We start from the raw sequence: 16990 nt of genomic DNA on the forward strand, positions 1-16990 counted from the left end.
GGGTGTGACCAATGCAAAAGGAAATAATACGCAACACAAACTCAACAAGCAGCATCTTTATCGAGGACAGCAAGTTCAAGAGCTTTGAAAAATACAACCGCACAAACAATTCGTTCCGTGTGTATGACGGCGGGTATGCAGGCGTGCAGTATTTTCAGGGGAATGTCTCCGACGATGAGGGCTTTAAGCAGGCGCAGGCAAACCTCTCGCTTAAGCGCCCATACAAATTCACCCTTGAAACAGGCTCACGCCACCGTGACAGGACAGAGAAAGAGTATTCCGACCGTGAGCTTATGGACATAGCCCGTGAGTGCCTTGACTACCTTAACACCCACTACCCGGATTTCAGATTCAACGGCAATGTTGAGACCACAAAATTCTCCCAGTATATGCAAAACACTCTCGGCCTTGATTACAGCGACACCGACACGGTAATTCAGGTGAGCATAGGCTACAAGCACAAAAGCAGCAAGGATATCGACGACGGCTACTTCGCTCTTGGCAAGCGCACATTTGACATGAAGAAGTTCACCGACATGGCCGACAACTACCTGACCGCCTTTACAAACAAGGCAGAGCTGCCTGAGGAGCTTATAATACAGGAGCAGTATTACGGATATCTTGGCAAGTTCTACGAGCTGCTCAATGCAGAGAACTTAGCCCTCGGCACATCTCTGCTCACAGGCAAGGTCGGGCAGAAGGTCTTTGCCGATGACTTTACGCTCCTTCATGATGTGACAGATGAGGAGATGTGGCTGAACAGCTTCTATGACGGCGAGGGTGTCGTCTGCGAGAATGACAGGTTCGTATACATCGAAAACGGCGTGGTCAAGACAGGCTTTGCCGACAAGTTCACCGCCGACAAACACAATATGCCGCACACAGGCAGCGCCAGCGAGAACTTAGCAGACGTTCCCCACAACGGCTATCTTAGCCTTCGCATAAAGCGCTCTGACAAGACTGCAAAGCAGCTGCTTGACGGCAGGCTGTCAGTAGTGCCTATCTGTGCATGGGGCGGCGGCTACAACGAAAGCGGCGAATACGTCACCCCCGTTCAGAAATCCATGCTCTGCGACGGCGAGAAGCTCATAGGCTCTCTGCCTGAGTTTACGATAAAGGGCAGCATTTTTGATATATTCGGCAAGGACTTCATAGGCGTGCCCTCTGACAACGCCGTATTTGAAGACAAGCACGTTATCATGAAAATGGAATACAGCAAGTAGCAATGCACAATGAATGTGTCAGCGCATAGCGCTGAAGATATGCCCGTTCGTGCAAGCCGTATGCGGCGGCTGCCCTTACCCCCTGCACCCGAACAATTTGATAAAAGCAACAACCCCCGAGATCCAGTGGATCTCGGGGGCAATTTTTTTAATTTACTTGCGCCAAAGGCGCACACCTCAATTGTGCATTCATTTGATGTCCGGATTGACGTGTACCATGCAGTGCTTTACTTCGGGGAAGGCGCTCTCTATGGCATCGTGTACTGCCTCAGCTGTGTCGTGGGCTTCAACGAGCGTCTTTGCAGCGTCCATTGATATCTCGACCTCGACGTATATCTTCGAGCCGAAAAGCCTTGTTTTAAGCTCATCTATGCCGAGCACTCCGTCTGTTGAGAGAATGACCTCACGCATCTGTGACACCTGCTCCTCATCGCAGGCCTTGTCTATCATCTTGTCTACCGCATCACGGAATATCTCTACAGCGGCCTTTTCTATGAAAACACATATTATAACGCTTGCGAGCGGGTCAAGCACAGGTGCGCCCATTCTTGCGCCGAGGATACCGGCAAACGAACCGACCGACGACAGCGCATCAGAGCGGTGGTGCCACGCATCAGCCATGAGTGCGCCCGAGTTTATCTGTTTTGCCGCACGCTTTGTGTAGTGGAACATCAGCTCCTTGACCACGACCGACACGACAGCCGCCGCAAGCGCAAGAGCACCCGGCACTGCAAGGTCGTATTCTTCGGGGGTGATTATCTTTTCTATGCCGCTCATGCCGATGCCGAAGCCTGTGGCTGCAAGCACGACTGCGAGTATGACCGATGCCACACATTCCATTCTCTCGTGGCCGTAGGGGTGCTCCTTGTCGGGCTGCTTTCCTGCGAGCTTTACCCCAATGATCACGACAAGCGTGCTGAACACATCAGATGCCGAATGCACAGCATCGGATATCATCGCACCCGACTTTGCAAAAAGGCCTGCAAACAGCTTTATGAGCGAAAGTACAATGTTAACAGCTATGCTCACCGCCGAGACCTTCATGGCAACAGCAGCCGAAATGTCTGTTTTCTGCGTGTTTATATCGTATCTTTCCATACTATCATCTCCATAAAAAAACACCTGCGGAACAAAAACACTGTCCCGCAGATGTGATAACTGCTGCCCTCGGGCCCGACTGCACGGCATTACTCAGCCGCCGTCTGTTCACTGTATTATATGCATATTCTTATAATGCGGTGAATGGTCTTTGTAATAATATAACACATAACAGAGCTAATGTCAATAGTCCGTGCCAAATAGTGACAATCCTATAAATTTCATACAAATTACACCCAATTCACGCTATGTTCTTGACAAAATGTATTTTGTTGTGCTAAAATTAATTCAATGGCAAGGGCGCTGTAATTAATTATTACGGCGCCCTTATTCTGTTTTGAAGGGAGTAAGGCCTTGTGAGCGGAAAATACCGTGTGCTTATATTTGACAACAACCTGAGCTGCTATGACAGACTGAGGAAAATGTCTGTATGGCATGAGAAGGGTTTCGAGATAGTCGGAAAGACTTCTAACATCACAGATGCTTTGAACATCTGCAAAAACTCGCAGGCCGAGCTTGTGATATGCTTCAACAGGTCATCTCTTCCGAGCACCGAGGCTGTGATATCGGCTGTTTCCGAGGTGTCTCCGTCAACTGTCTGCATAGCTGCCGGAAATGCCGGCGACAGCGAAACTATGCGGCGCTGCTTCATAATAGGTGCGATAGACTATGTGAGCGAACCTGTAAGCGAGCTGCGTCTGTGCGAGGCTCTTGACATAGCAGAGGTCAGGCTTACACAAAGCCTTTCGGGGAGCGATTACAGCCAGACTGTAGAGGAATTCATCTCCGAGCTCGATATCAGTGACAAGCGCTTCCTTGAACGTCTTACGGCGTTTTTAAACGAGAGCAAGGACGTTATCGCCACCACAGAATCCGCTGCTGACTGGTTCGGATTCAACAAGGATTATTTCGGCAGGCTCTTTAAATCAAAGGTCGGCATGACCTTCGGTATATTCTATAAGAGCTTCAGGATAAGGTATGCTTCCCGTCTTCTTTCATCAGGAAGATACCGTGTATATGAGGTGAGCGAGATGCTCGGCTTCTCGTCTGTTGACTATTTCAGCAACGTCTTCAAGAAGCTCACCGGCAAGACTCCCTCGCAGGTAAAAAGCCTGTGAAATAACGGCGTTTACGCCATATCAGGGCATTTGTCATAACTTAAATTTCTATGTAAATATCTGAAATTTAGGGTATCTGTTTTGTGTCTGCTATGGTAATATATTATTGTAAAAACAATATGAGCGTCGAAAGCAATAATGAGATCATCATCTAACCCATCATATATTTTTCGCTCAAGGGGAAGGCTGCGCAGCCTGCCCCTTGTTCGTGTTGTTTTTGCTTTGCCCCTCGTATGGGAGCAGTATATGCACAGTCTTGAAATAATGGTCAAAAGTAGTTTTTTTATAGGATAATGCAAATTGACTTTTGACAAACTATAATGTAAAATATATAACAGTTAAGGCAATGGCGCCCTAAATCACCGCTTGTATCTCATTGTATCTCAGGCGGTTTTAGTGTCATTGGCTTTTTTTTATTTTTAGGAGGTTGTTTTTTATGTCTTATGTTGATGAAGTACTTGAAAGCGTGATTGCCAAGAACCCTGCTGAGCCCGAGTTCCACCAGGCTGTAAGAGAGGTTCTTGAATCTATCAGACCCGTTATCGAGAAAAATGAGGATGCATTCAGAAAAGATGCACTTCTCGAGCGTATCACAAACCCTGAGAGACAGATCAAGTTCCGTGTTCCGTGGGTAGATGACAAGGGTAACGTTCAGGTAAACACAGGTTACAGAGTTCAGTTCAACTCTGCTATAGGTCCTTACAAGGGCGGTCTCAGACTCCACCCCTCAGTAAACCTCGGCATCATCAAGTTCTTAGGTTTTGAGCAGATCTTCAAGAACAGCCTTACAGGCCTTCCGATCGGCGGCGGTAAGGGCGGTTCCGACTTCGACCCCAAGGGCAAGAGCGACAGAGAAGTTATGGCATTCTGCCAGAGCTTTATGACAGAGCTTTGCAAGTACATCGGCGCTGATACAGACGTTCCTGCAGGTGACATCGGTACAGGCGCAAGAGAGATCGGTTATATGTTCGGTCAGTATAAGAGACTTCGTGGCGTGTTCGAGGGCGTTCTCACCGGTAAGGGTCTTTCCTACGGTGGTTCTCTCGCAAGAACAGAGGCTACAGGCTACGGTCTCCTTTACATAACAGAAGAGCTCTTAAAGAGCAAGGGCGATTCGCTCAACGGCAAGACAGTTGTTGTTTCCGGTGCCGGCAACGTTGCTATCTACGCTATCCAGAAGGCTCAGCAGCTCGGCGCAAAGGTAGTTACCTGCTCCGATTCCACAGGCTGGGTCTACGATCCCGACGGCATCGACGTAGCTGCTCTTAAGGAGATCAAGGAAGTTAAGCGTGCAAGACTTACTGAGTACAAGAGCTACAGACCCAACAGCGAGTACCACGAGGGCAAGGGCGTTTGGACAGTCAAGGCTGACATCGCACTCCCCTGCGCTACACAGAACGAGCTCGGCATCGACGATGCTAAGGCACTCGTTGCTAACGGCGTAAAAGCTGTATGCGAGGGCGCTAATATGCCTACAACTGAGGAAGCTACAAAGTTCTTTCAGGACAACGGCGTATTCTTCATCCCCGGCAAGGCTGCAAACGCAGGCGGCGTTGCTACATCTGCTCTTGAAATGTCCCAGAACAGCGAGAGACTCAGCTGGACATTCGACGAGGTTGACGCTAAGCTCAAGGGCATCATGGTAAACCTTTTCCACAACATCGACGATGCTGCTAAGCGCTACGGTTTCGAGGGCAACTACGTTGTAGGTGCTAACATCGCAGGCTTCGAGAAGGTCCTTGACGCTATGAACGCTCAGGGCATAGTCTGATAGTAACATAAAAAGGGCGTGTATATCATGAAAAGTATTTTTGACGAAACAAAGCAGATCGTGCCCTATACAGTAAATGTGGGTGAACACCCCGAGATGCTTATAGGCACACCCAGCAGAGACAGAAGGCTTGACGTTGCTGACAGCTGCAAATATGCTGTCAACGATGAGACGTTTGACTGAATAGATTAAACACAACTCATATTGGCTCAGCCTTCCATATTATCTGGCAGCACCGCTGTTATACGAGGCAAAACCGCACAAAGACCGCTTGTCGGCTTTGTACCAAATCCACTTGCATATTTTCCAGTCATCTCACACATCTTTCTCTTGGAATACGGTAGTATTCCTGCGAGAGATCTATGTGACCTGACGAAAAATCTGACTTCGTGTCTTTGGCACAATCTTTGTGCAGTATTGCCTCCACGGTGCTGCCCTTTGCTGTTTTTTTGGTTTTAAAAGTTAAGACATATTTTGCCTGACTTTTGAAAATATATGATGGTCTGAAAGGAGTATAGTGATGAAAAAAATTCTTCTCTGTAAAGAGAATGACCCGCTTGAAACAAGAACTGCGCTCATTCCCGATGATATCAAAAAGCTGACGGCTATGGGCTATGAGATCAGCGTGGTCAGAGGAACGGGTGAAAAAAGCGGCTTTTCCGATGAAAGCTATGAAAAAGCAGGTGCTAAGCTCGTTTCATCAAACGAAGAGGGCTACAAGGGCAACGAGATCGTGCTGCGTATAATGAAGCCCGAAAGCATTGACGGAATTGAAAAAGGCACACTGCATCTGAGCTACCTTGACCCGTTCAATGAGCGTGAGCTGCTCGACAAAATGGCAGCAGCAGATCTGATGGCAGTTTCTCTCGAAATGATCCCGAGAACTACCCTCGCTCAGAAAATGGACGTACAGTCATCGCAGACATCTCTTGCAGGTTATGTGGCTGTAGTAAACGCCGCAGCAAGACTTCCCAAGATACTCCCGATGATGGTAACACCTTCAGGTACGATCAACCCTGCAAGAGTATTCATCATCGGCGTAGGTGTTGCAGGTCTTCAGGCAATAGCTACTGCTAAGAGACTCGGCGCAAGAGTTGACGCATTTGACACTCGTCCTGTTGTTGAAGAACAGGTCAAATCTCTCGGTGCGAGCTTTGTAAAGATCGACCTCGGCGAGATGGGCCAGACTGACCAGGGCTATGCTAAGGAGCTCACCCCCGAGCAGATAGCAAAGCAGCAGAAGGCTCAGGCTAAGGTATGCGAGCGTTCGGATATCGTTATTACAACAGCTAAGGTATTCGGCAGAAAGGCACCCCGCCTTATCTCCAAGGACGTTATCTCAAGAATGAAGAGAGGCACTATCATCGTTGATATGGCTGTTTCTACAGGCGGTAACGTTGAAGGTTCCAAGCTCTTTGAGGAAGTTGTAACAGACAACGGCGTTATCATCATGTCTGGTGATATGCTTGAGCGTCAGGTCCCGCAGGACGCATCCAAGATGCTCTCCGGTAACTTCACTGCTTTCCTTACACACTTCTATAATAAGGAGACAAAGGAGCTCGACGTTAACCTTAATGATGAGATAATGAAGGGCTGCCTGCTCACACAGAACGGTCAGATAATACACGAAAGATTCAAATAATAAAAGGAGAAAAATATATGGCAACAGGTGAGATATTACTGCTCGTATTCGTATTTGTTATCGCAGGCTTCCTGGGCGTTGAGCTTATCTCTAAGGTACCCTCCCAGCTGCACACACCGCTTATGTCGGGTACAAATGCGATCTCGGGCATTACGATAGTCGGTGCTATTTCGGCAACTGCCGTAGCACTCCACACAGACGGCATGATCTCTAATATATGCGGCTTTGCTGCGATAGTTCTTGCTACTATCAACGTTATAGGCGGCTATATGGTAACAGACAGAATGCTTGAGATGTTCAAGAAAAAGGGGGATAAAAAGTGAGCTACGAAAAAATAAGCGTAGTACTGACCACCGTGCTTTACATGGTGTCCTCGGTACTTTTTATCCGTGGTATAAAGCTGCTCGGTAAGGCAGACACCGCAAGAAAGGGCAACAAGCTCTCCTCTATCGGTATGCTTATCGCAGTTGTTACTGTTTTACTTGAAAAGAATGTTACTGATACTCTTACAGAGGGCGTTATGGGCAATGCCTACATCTGGGCAATAGCTGCTATCGCACTCGGCGGTATCATCGGTGCTATCTGGGCAAAGAAGGTCGAGATGACCGGTATGCCCCAGCTCGTTGCACTCTTTAACGGCTTCGGCGGCCTTTCCTCGCTGCTCGTAGCCCTCACACAGTTCATGACAGACAAGAGCATCAACACCTTCTCCTCTATCGCACTCGGTCTTACCATTGCGATAGGTGCTATCGCCTTCACAGGTTCGATAGTTGCATGGGGCAAGCTCTCCGGCAAGATGTTCAAGAAAAACGTTTCTATACCTGCAAAGAACTTTGTAAACGGTCTTCTTGCTATAATCGGTCTCGGCGGCGTGGCTGTATATGCACTTTCCATCTCGGGCGTGCTTGATGCTTCTCTCGGCGATATAGGTATCATCGTTGTAACAGCTGCTTACCTTATACTCGGCCTTACAATGGTCGTTGCTATCGGCGGCGGCGATATGCCTGTTATCATCTCACTGCTCAATGCCTTCTCAGGTCTTGCAGCAGCATTCGCAGGCCTTTCGATATCCAACTCGGTGCTCGTTGTTTCGGGCTGTCTCGTTGGTACATCGGGTCTTATCCTTACACTTATCATGTGCAAGGCTATGAACAGAACTCTTTACAGCCTTCTCTTCGGTTCCTTCGGCGGCGCTGCCAAGAAGGGCGCAGCTGGCGAGCAGAAAGAGCCCAAGGCTATGTCTGTTGAGGACGCTTACCTTATCCTCGAAGCTGCAAGCTCTGTAGTATTCATCCCCGGCTACGGTATGGCTGTTGCTCAGGCACAGCACGCAGTCAAGGAGCTTTGCGACAAGCTCGAAGAAAACGGTGCAGAAGTCAGCTTTGCTATCCACCCGGTAGCAGGCAGAATGCCCGGTCATATGAACGTTCTTCTTGCTGAGGCTAACGTTCCCTACGAGCAGTTAAAGACGGCTGATGAGATGAATCCTCAGATGCCCAACACTGACGTTGCTATCGTTATCGGTGCGAACGACGTTGTTAACCCCTCGGCTATCAACGACGAGACTTCGCCTCTCTACGGAATGCCTATCATCAACGCATTCGAGGCAAGAACAGTATTCGTTCTCAAGCGTGGTAAAGGCACAGGCTTCTCGGGTGTCGAGAACCCGCTCTTTACAAACGATAATACAGTAATGATCTACGGTGATGCAAAGCAGACAGTTTCCTCTCTCGTAAGCGAATTCGACGAGGGCTGATGTCTGTGACGGAGGTGTGCAGATGGAGTCGGAAAATACACGATACAGTACGCTTATCGTATCCGGGTACAGAAAGTTTACCCAGAGCCTTAAGCAGATACTGATTGAGAATGAATTTGATGACCCCTGCATTGCCGAAAGTATAAATGATGCTAAACGGCTTGCTGACAGCAGGCCGTTTGATATTATACTCATACGTCTATCAGCACCAGATGATGCAAGCCTTGCGCACATAACACAGCAGCTTGCAAAAAAGAGCACCTGTACGGCAGTTTTCACTTCCCTTGACAGCTACGACAGCCTTTTTGAGATGCTGTCACCGAGCGGCATATATCTGATACCGCTGACGCCGTCAAAGCAGATGCTGCTCTATTCGCTCGACTGGCTCAAAGCCGGCTGCGAGCGTGTAAAGCAGAACGACCGCAAGAACCTCAGCTTTGATGAGAAGATACGCCAGCTGCGCATGGTAAACCGTGCGATATGGCTGCTTATCGAGCGTGATGATATCACTGAGGAGCAGGCGCAGAAAAAGCTCGAAGCTATGGCAAAGGAAGAAAACATTACCCGAGCCGAGGCAGCTGAGAAGATCATTTCACAGAAATAGCTATAAAGAAAGCGACAGGTCAGACCTGCCGCTTTTTTAGTTATCAGTTGTGGTGTCCTGCCGGCGCATGACGGTATGCCCGTTCGGGCTTTTTACCCTAACTTATAGGCAACACCGCACGAAGATTGTGCGCAAATTGCGCAGTCAGCTTTTTCGTCAGACCGCACAGATTTTCCGAAGGAATACTACCGTATTTCAAGGAAAAAATGTGTAATATGACGGAAAAGATGCAAGTAAGTTGCGTACAAAGCCTTCAGGCGGTCTTTGTGCGGTGTTGCCTATATTATCCCGTAACGATAAAGCACCCCACCGGCGGCGGTGAGCACGCCTGCTGCTATGAACAGCGCCGGAAGCCATACGCCACGCTTGTCGTCTGACCTGACTATAGCTATCAGCCCGACAGTGCCGAACACAAAAAAGAACTGCCCGAGCATCACAGGCACGAGCCATTCTCTGCCGCCGGTCTTTGCAGAAACTATCATCAGCACCACCGAGCCTGTGAACCACACAAGAAACACCAGCGACACTAACAGTTTTATCAGCTGCTTCATATCAAAGCTCCTTGTTTGCGAGATTTTTGAGCCAGCGCTCCTTTTTGAGCCAGATGTGGAATACTACCACCTTGACAAGATCGAGCAGCTTGACACCGAGATACATAGCCACCGGCCCGATATCCGTTGCAAAGCCGAGGATAAACAGCATCGGCAGCATGATGAATATCGTTATCGCCGAGTCGGTGTAAGCACCCATTGCCGTGTCGCCGCCTGCACGGGCGACTGCCATCTGCGAATTCATATATACCCATATCGGCATAAAGCAGCTCATCATTATTACCATGCTGCGGCAGATATCGACTGCACTATCGCTGAGCCTGCCGAACACTATCGGTATTATAAGCGTAGTTCCAAAGCCGAACAGCGCCATGAACACGCCGAACACCGCCGAGCCTGAAAGCAGCCATGTCTTCTGCTGCCTTGCCTTTTCGAGCTTTCCCTCGCCGAGCGTCTTGCCGATCATTACACCTGTCGCCGAATATATTCCGCCGAACGCCACGAAGAACAGATTAGCTATCGCAAAGCTCGAAGCCATGCCCGACACTACATCTGCTCCTCCCCTGCCGTTGTAGATAGCTGTCGTGATAGTTTCAGACAATACCCACACCATTTCGCAGAAAAGCACAAACGCACCCTTTTTGAGTATCCTTACAAACAGCGCCCTGTCGATTCCGAAAAGCTCACCAATCTTAACGGCAAATTCAGGCTTTACCCTGATATAGATGATCAGGAAAACTATCAGCTCGACCATTCTTGCGGTGACTGTCGCTATCGCTGCACCCTTGACCTCAAGCCTTGGGAAGCCGAGGTTGCCGTATATCAGCAGCCAGTTGAATAGCGTGTTGATAAGCGTTGCAGCGGCTGTGACTGCAAGAGGTATCTTTACCCTGCCCATGTCACGAAGCGAGCTTGCTATGCACATTGATACCGTCATCGGCAGACCCATAAAGAACATTATATGTATGTACTTTACTGCCTCGTCAAGAATAAGCTCTGCCTGCGTGTTGCCAATAAGCATTAGCGATAGTACCTGCCTCGGGAAAACGAGACATACGAGCAGGTATGGTATGAATGCTGCAAGCCCCATCATCAGCTTGAACAGAAATGCCTGCTTCATGCCGCCGGAGTTCTTTGCCCCGAAAAACTGTGTCATATAGATGCCGCCTGCCATGCAGATAGCGTTCAGATACACAAAGAACACAAAAAGCACCTGCCCTGCGACATTAACGCCCGACATAGACACATCGCCAAGACCTGACACCATGAAATTATCTATCAGCGACACAAGGCTCTGTATAAGCTGCTGCAGCATGATAGGCACAGCGAGTGCAAGAGCTCCTTTATAAAATCCACGGTCACCGAAAAGCCGTTTTGTCTGTGTTTGCTCCATTTGTACCTCCCTTTGTTCAGACAGCCGGTAGTTTCTTTTTATTTCAGCTGTCATGCCGTTTTTTGACTTAGTCTTCTTATTATACCACTATTTATCAAAAAAGAAAAGGGGGCAGAGCAAAAAATCTCCATACTATAGGCAACAGCCGGTGAGCGTGCGGTGTTGCTGTATATAAATGCAGTATACAAGTTATTAAGACAGTAGACCTTATAAGTATATTTTTTGTTAAGGTACTTGATTTTTGTCGGAATAAGGGGTATAATAGAAGCATATAATGTTAACAGGAGGAATTATAATGGCATTTGAAGTTACAAAGGACACTATAATCGGCGATATTCTCGATCAGGATGCTGGTACTGAGCCCTATTTCCTCGAAATGGGTATGCACTGCCTTTTCTGCCCCTCATCAAGAGGAGAGACTATTGAGGAAGCCTGCATGGTACACGGTGTTGACCCCGCTGACCTTATAGGCAAGCTCAACGCACATTTCGCAGGATGATCTGTCTGCCCCGATACTCTTTATGCGTATCGGGGCTTTTTTTAGGAACAACGTATAACAACGGAGTACATATATGAATATACTGACCGACAAGCGGCTGCTGCTGTGCGCATCAATGGTGCAGGGCAGGTTCGCTGCCGATATAGGAACAGACCACGGATATCTGCCGGCTCACCTCATAAAAGAGGGGCTTTGTGACAGATGCGTGGCTTCTGACATAAACGAAAAGCCCCTTGCCTCTGCAAGAAAAACTGCCAGTGAGCACGGGCTTTCAGAAAAGATAGACATAATACTCTCAGACGGGCTGAAGGAAGTGCCGCTTGAGGGAATAACCGATATAATCATCGCAGGCATGGGCGGCGAGCTGATAGCTAAGATAATAGATGACTGCCCCGGTCTGCGTGAGGGAGCACACCACCTCATATTACAGCCTATGACAAGGCCTGAGGCGCTGAGGGAATATCTCTACCAAAACGGCTTTGAGGTCGATGCGGAGAGGTGCGTTCACGAGGGCAGGTTTGAATACTCGGTGATGAGCGCATACTTTAAAGGCGGCAAGCCAGGCTATGACAATGACGACAGATACAGGATATTCGGCCGCATTGACCTTGCTGACCCGGCAGGCAGAGCGTATGCCGAGGACAGGCTAAGAAAGCTCACCACCGCCGCAAACGGTATGCTCAAAAGCGAGGAGAGCAGGGAGACGGGCGAGCATATAATGAACATGGTGAAAAATCTTACCGAATTACTCACAAGGGAGGAACAGGCATGATACTTGTTCGTGACATATACAGATACATTGACGAGCTTGCACCCTTTTCGGCGCAGGCAGGGTATGACAACAGCGGCCTTGTTATCGGCAACCCCTACTACGGTGTCAAGACAATGCTCACAGCACTCGACATCACAAACGACATAATAGCCGATGCCGAGGAGCTTGGCGCAGAGCTCATCGTCACACACCACCCCCCTATCTTCCGTGCGATAAAGAGGATAGACACCGAGAGTCCTGTCGGGAATCTTGCAATGAACGGCATATCCGTCATCTCGGCGCACACCAGCTTTGACAGTGCAAAGGGCGGCATGAACGACATTCTCTGCGAGAGGCTGGGGCTTACCCCTGACAGGCCGCTTGCCATAGAGGACGGCGTACCGATAGGCTACATATGCCAATGCGCCGCCACGACACCTGAGGAGTTTGCCGATAAGATAAAGGCAGCCCTTAACTGCGAGGTCGTGCGCTACAACGACATGGGCGGCAGCATCGAGACAGTCGCAGTATGCTCAGGCAGCGGCGGTAGCCTGCTTGCAGACGTACTCGCAAACGAGTGTGATGCATACATCACAGGCGACATAAAGCATGATGTCTTCATTGATGCATACAACGCAGGCCTGACTGTCTTTGATGCAGGGCATTTCCATACAGAAGACCTGTTCACAGATTTCATGGCACAGAAGCTGAGCGAGAAGTTTCCTGAGCTGACAGTGCTAAAAGCACCGAGCGACAGGGACGTTTTAAGCTACGCTTAAAACAGTTAACAGTTAACAGTTATCAGTTAACAGTTAAGGTATCGGCGCAAAGCGCCGATGTATCTAAAAGGTGGTTGCTATGAATAGTGAAGGTATGGTACTGGATAAAAGCAAATCTTTTGCAATAAGAATAGTAAAACTATATAAGTATCTTTGCAATAAAAACGAGTTTGTTTTATCAAAACAGCTTTTAAAGAGCGGCACAAGTATAGGTGCAAATCTATCAGAAGCAAAATATGCTCAAAGCCGCAATGATTTTCTGAACAAGGTAAATATCGCTCTTAAAGAGGCATCAGAGACAGAATACTGGCTTGAACTGCTTTATAAAACCGAATTTATATCAGAAAAACAGTATAGCAGCATAAACAAAGACTGTTCGGAGATAATCAGAATGCTTTCTTCAAGCGTCAAAACTATGAAGATTGAAAATAAAAATCCGTCTGCCGAAGGCGGACACCTCAACTGTTAACTGTTAACTGTTAACTATTAACTATTATCAAGGAGCGAAGCGACAAATGGCTTTAGACGGCGTATTTTTAGGAATAGTCAAAAACGAGATATCCGTCCTGCTTGACGGGCGTGTGGATAAGATACACCAGCCGTCAAGAGAGGAGATACTTATAACATTCCGCACCCGTGAGGGCGGATATAAGCTGCTTATAAACACCTCGGCAGGCGGTGCGAGGGTACACGTTACCCGTGCTCAGATAGATAATCCCCGTGTGCCGCCGATGTTCTGTATGCTCATGCGAAAGCTGCTCTCGTCGGGCAAGCTGATAAGCATCAGACAGGACGGACAGGAGCGTATACTTATGCTCGATTTCGACTCATCGAACGAAATGGGCGATATCGTGCGCATAACCCTTGTCATCGAGATAATGGGCAGGCATTCAAACCTAATCATACTCGATAACGAGGGAAAGATAATTGATGCTATAAAGCGTGTCGGGCAGGATATGTCTTCCGTGCGGCCTGTGCTGCCGGGAATGATATACGAAGCACCGCCCAAGGATAAAAGACTCAGCCTGTTTTCACTCACAAGACAGGAGCTGAGAGCGGCACTTGACGAAAACTCACACGCAGAGCTTTCAAAGGCGATACTCAGGAGCATCGAAGGCCTCTCACCTGTCTTCGCAAGAGAGTGTGCTTTAAAATGCACGCACGACGAGATAGCCGCAGGTGAACTGACAGACGAGGGCTTTGAAAAGCTCTATCTGTTCCTTTCGATGCAGGCGCAGCTTATAGAAAAGGGTGAGAATAAGTTCACCGTGCTGCTGTCGCAGGACGGGCTGCTTAAGGACTTCTGCTTTGCGGATATAAACCAGTACGGCTCGCTCATGGAGAAAAAATATTTCTCCTCGGCGTGCGAGACGCTTGACCACTTCTTCACACAGCGTGACATCACAGCACGAATGAAGCAGCGTGCGAGCGATTTGTATAAATTCTTGCAGAACACCCGTGACAGGATAAACAGGCGAACTGCCAACCAGCGGCAGGAGCTGCTTGAATGTGCCGACAGAGACAAGCTGAAGATATACGGCGACCTGCTAATGGCAAACCTGTATAACTTCAAAAAGGGCGACAGCTTTGTAAACGCTCAGAATTACTACGAGGAGGGCAGCCCCGAGGTCAGGATCAAGCTCGATGTGCGCCTGACCCCCTCGCAGAATGCGCAGAGGTATTACAACGAATACCGCAAGGCTGACACTGCCGAGAAAAAGCTCACAAAGCTCATAGAGCAGGGCGAGCAGGAGCTTTTGTACATCGACTCGGTGTTTGATAACCTCACCCGGGCGCAGAGCGAGACGGATATAGACGAGCTGCGGATAGAGCTGCACGAGCAGGGGTATTTAAGATCGGCAAGGCTCTCAAAGGGTGCAAAGAATGTAAAGACCCAGCCGCCGATGAAGTTTTTATCATCTGACGGGTATGAGATAAGAGTCGGGCGCAACAACAAGCAGAACGACCGCCTGACCTGCAAGGACAGCGAAAAGCTCGACATATGGCTGCACGTCAAGGAGATAACCGGCTCGCACGTCATCATATCGGCAAAGGGCGGCGATGTGCCTGATGATACGATAATGCAGGCTGCACAGATAGCGGCTTACTACTCATCGGCAAGGAGCTCGGCACAGGTGCCGGTGGATTACACGCTTGTGAAGTTTGTTAAAAAGCCAAATGGCGCAAAGCCCGGCATGGTGATATTCACAAACAACCGCACGCTCTACGTCAAGCCTGACGAGGAGCTCGTAAACAGCCTGAAAGCAAAATAACAGGCATCAGCAAAACAATCAATGCATTAAAAACGGGGGAAATAATATGAAAGCAGTCATTTCAGATATGCTCGGCGGCTTTGTAAACGGCTGTATATCGGCCAAGGTATTTGAGAAGCATCTTTATGCGCATATGAACGAGTATCAGAGGGAGCTTGACAAAAACACCTTTGATATGCTCGTATTTGCAGACTACGGCGATGAAAGCGATATAGGACATTTAAAGCGGTTTATGTGTGATGCTTTCCCGGCATCGCTTTACAATGACGGATACTTCCGCAGCACGAACAAGGCCGACATCGCCGAGGCATACAGACTTTCACACCCGGATATGTCGCAGCTTGTGATAGATCTAAGCGACATTGATACGACAGACGAGCTTCACACGCTGCTGAAGCGCACGCTCTCACTGCCCGATACATACGGCAGGAACTGGGCATCGCTCGAAGACATGATAGACCTCTCAGCGTGCAGGAGCATAACGATAAACGGCTACGGCAGCTTCTATCAGAAAAACGTCAAGGATGCGCTCATTTTCGTATGGCTGATAAGCAAGAACAAGTCAGGCGACTGTCTGCTGACAGTCAACAACTGACCCGGGAGGAACTGATATGATATACACAGTCACCTTCAACCCGGCGATAGATTATGTGGTCCAAACACCTGACCTGAGCCTTGGCATAGTAAACCGTGCAACGAGTGAGAATATGTTTTTCGGCGGCAAGGGGATAAATGTCTCCTGCGTATTAAAGGAGCTTGGGATAGATAGCGAGGCACTTGGATTTACGGCAGGCTTTACAGGCGAGGCTATCGAAAAAGGGCTTGCTGATATGGGCATACGCACAGGCTTTATAAGGCTGAAAAGCGGCTGCTCACGCATCAATGTAAAGATAAAATCATCAGAGGAGACTGAGCTAAACGGCAAAGGCCCTGACATCGACGACGAGTCGCTCGGGCTGCTGTTTGAAAAGCTCGGCACGCTGAAAAAGGGCGACACTCTCGTGCTTGCAGGAAGTGTGCCTTCATCGCTGCCTGCTGACATATACGAGAAGATTCTGAAAACGCTCGACGGGCGTGGCATACGCTTTGTTGTCGATGCCTGCGGCGAGCTGCTTTTAAACGTGCTAAGATACAGGCCGTTTCTTATCAAGCCAAACAACTTCGAGCTGGGCGAGCTGTTCGGTGTCAATATCAAAACCGATGCCGACATAGAAAAACACGCCCGCAAGCTGCGTGAAATGGGGGCTGCGAACGTGCTTATATCTATGGCAGGCGACGGAGCCATACTGATAGACGAGCAGGGCAACACCCACCGCTGCGGCGTCTGCAAGGGCGAGGTGAAAAACTCCGTCGGTGCAGGCGATTCGATGCTCGCAGGGTTTATAGCAGCACTTACCGAGCGTCCCGGCGACTACGGCTATGCACTCAGGCTCGGCACGGCAGCAGGCGGTGCGACGGCTTTTTCCGAGGGGCTTGCACAAAAGAGCATGATAAACAAACTGCTAAAACAAACAGAGATATAAAACACGCTC

At 48.9% G+C, this 16990-nt stretch carries 18 protein-coding genes and 1 riboswitch; of the genes, 15 read left to right on the top strand and 3 right to left on the bottom strand.

The window, feature by feature from the left end; all coding sequences use genetic code 11:
- The first annotated feature begins 11 nt into the window (after nucleotides 1–11).
- Nucleotides 12–1223: a metallopeptidase TldD-related protein gene (locus CD05_RS0110405; RefSeq protein WP_028510441.1), complete on the top strand. Its 1212-nt coding sequence runs from the start codon at nucleotides 12–14 to the stop codon at nucleotides 1221–1223.
- A 189-nt stretch (nucleotides 1224–1412) separates the two neighbouring features.
- Here CD05_RS0110405 and CD05_RS0110410 read toward each other — a convergent pair whose 3' ends face one another.
- Nucleotides 1413–2321 carry a cation diffusion facilitator family transporter gene (locus CD05_RS0110410; RefSeq protein WP_051588948.1) on the bottom strand — a complete coding sequence of 303 codons (909 nt, stop codon included), beginning with the start codon at nucleotides 2319–2321 and terminating at the stop codon, nucleotides 1413–1415.
- Nucleotides 2322–2359: 38 nt separating this feature from the next.
- Nucleotides 2360–2443: riboswitch (NiCo riboswitch) on the bottom strand.
- A gap of 234 nt (nucleotides 2444–2677) precedes the next feature.
- On the opposite strand from CD05_RS0110410, the gene CD05_RS0110415 reads away from it, so the two are divergent.
- The 7 genes from CD05_RS0110415 (at nucleotide 2678) to CD05_RS0110445 (ending at nucleotide 9212) form a co-directional block, all read left to right on the top strand.
- Entirely contained in the window at nucleotides 2678–3439 is a 762-nt protein-coding gene (locus CD05_RS0110415; RefSeq protein WP_028510443.1) for a response regulator transcription factor, read from the top strand.
- A gap of 436 nt (nucleotides 3440–3875) precedes the next feature.
- Nucleotides 3876–5210, top strand: coding sequence for an NADP-specific glutamate dehydrogenase (gene gdhA, locus CD05_RS0110420; protein WP_028510444.1), 1335 nt, complete (start codon nucleotides 3876–3878; stop codon nucleotides 5208–5210).
- A 27-nt stretch (nucleotides 5211–5237) separates the two neighbouring features.
- Nucleotides 5238–5393 carry a hypothetical protein gene (locus CD05_RS20640; protein WP_156947433.1) on the top strand — a complete coding sequence of 52 codons (156 nt, stop codon included), beginning with the start codon at nucleotides 5238–5240 and terminating at the stop codon, nucleotides 5391–5393.
- A 337-nt stretch (nucleotides 5394–5730) separates the two neighbouring features.
- The gene (locus CD05_RS0110430; RefSeq protein WP_028510445.1) at nucleotides 5731–6852 is read left to right on the top strand and encodes an NAD(P) transhydrogenase subunit alpha; all 1122 of its coding nucleotides are present in this window, start codon (nucleotides 5731–5733) and stop codon (nucleotides 6850–6852) included.
- 17 nt (nucleotides 6853–6869) lie between these two features.
- Nucleotides 6870–7175, top strand: a complete 306-nt coding sequence (locus CD05_RS0110435; RefSeq protein ID WP_028510446.1) for an NAD(P) transhydrogenase subunit alpha — start codon at nucleotides 6870–6872, stop codon at nucleotides 7173–7175.
- Complete coding sequence (locus CD05_RS0110440) at nucleotides 7172–8608, top strand: NAD(P)(+) transhydrogenase (Re/Si-specific) subunit beta (protein WP_028510447.1); 1437 nt, start codon at nucleotides 7172–7174, stop codon at nucleotides 8606–8608. Before CD05_RS0110435 ends, CD05_RS0110440 begins: the two co-directional genes overlap by 4 nt.
- 22 nt (nucleotides 8609–8630) lie before the next feature.
- Complete coding sequence (locus CD05_RS0110445) at nucleotides 8631–9212, top strand: ANTAR domain-containing protein (protein WP_028510448.1); 582 nt, start codon at nucleotides 8631–8633, stop codon at nucleotides 9210–9212.
- A 278-nt stretch (nucleotides 9213–9490) separates the two neighbouring features.
- Here CD05_RS0110445 and CD05_RS0110450 read toward each other — a convergent pair whose 3' ends face one another.
- Nucleotides 9491–9763, bottom strand: coding sequence for a hypothetical protein (locus CD05_RS0110450; protein WP_028510449.1), 273 nt, complete (start codon nucleotides 9761–9763; stop codon nucleotides 9491–9493).
- Nucleotide 9764: 1 nt separating this feature from the next.
- Nucleotides 9765–11156: an MATE family efflux transporter gene (locus tag CD05_RS0110455; RefSeq protein ID WP_028510450.1), complete on the bottom strand. Its 1392-nt coding sequence runs from the start codon at nucleotides 11154–11156 to the stop codon at nucleotides 9765–9767.
- Nucleotides 11157–11451: 295 nt separating this feature from the next.
- Between CD05_RS0110455 and CD05_RS0110460 the strand changes: the two genes are divergently transcribed.
- The 7 genes from CD05_RS0110460 (at nucleotide 11452) to pfkB (ending at nucleotide 16981) form a co-directional block, all read left to right on the top strand.
- Nucleotides 11452–11655 carry a DUF1858 domain-containing protein gene (locus CD05_RS0110460; RefSeq protein ID WP_028510451.1) on the top strand — a complete coding sequence of 68 codons (204 nt, stop codon included), beginning with the start codon at nucleotides 11452–11454 and terminating at the stop codon, nucleotides 11653–11655.
- Between the two features lie 73 nt (nucleotides 11656–11728).
- Entirely contained in the window at nucleotides 11729–12427 is a 699-nt protein-coding gene (locus tag CD05_RS0110465; RefSeq protein ID WP_037322944.1) for a class I SAM-dependent methyltransferase, read from the top strand.
- A complete protein-coding gene (locus CD05_RS0110470; RefSeq protein ID WP_028510453.1) occupies nucleotides 12424–13185 on the top strand; it encodes a Nif3-like dinuclear metal center hexameric protein in 762 nt (253 codons plus the stop codon). Before CD05_RS0110465 ends, CD05_RS0110470 begins: the two co-directional genes overlap by 4 nt.
- A gap of 79 nt (nucleotides 13186–13264) precedes the next feature.
- Nucleotides 13265–13654 (top strand): four helix bundle protein, encoded by a 390-nt coding sequence (locus CD05_RS18310; protein WP_037322949.1) that lies wholly within the window; start codon nucleotides 13265–13267, stop codon nucleotides 13652–13654.
- A gap of 46 nt (nucleotides 13655–13700) precedes the next feature.
- On the top strand, nucleotides 13701–15458 hold the full coding sequence (locus tag CD05_RS0110480) for an NFACT RNA binding domain-containing protein (RefSeq protein ID WP_028510454.1): 1758 nt from the start codon (nucleotides 13701–13703) through the stop codon (nucleotides 15456–15458).
- 46 nt (nucleotides 15459–15504) lie between these two features.
- A complete protein-coding gene (locus CD05_RS18315) occupies nucleotides 15505–16053 on the top strand; it encodes a barstar family protein (protein ID WP_037322951.1) in 549 nt (182 codons plus the stop codon).
- Between the two features lie 16 nt (nucleotides 16054–16069).
- Nucleotides 16070–16981, top strand: coding sequence for a 1-phosphofructokinase (gene pfkB, locus CD05_RS0110490; RefSeq protein WP_028510455.1), 912 nt, complete (start codon nucleotides 16070–16072; stop codon nucleotides 16979–16981).
- The last annotated feature ends 9 nt before the right edge of the window (nucleotides 16982–16990 follow it).

The organism is Ruminococcus sp. NK3A76, from assembly GCF_000686125.1.
In the GTDB taxonomy this organism is placed as follows: domain Bacteria; phylum Bacillota; class Clostridia; order Oscillospirales; family Ruminococcaceae; genus NK3A76.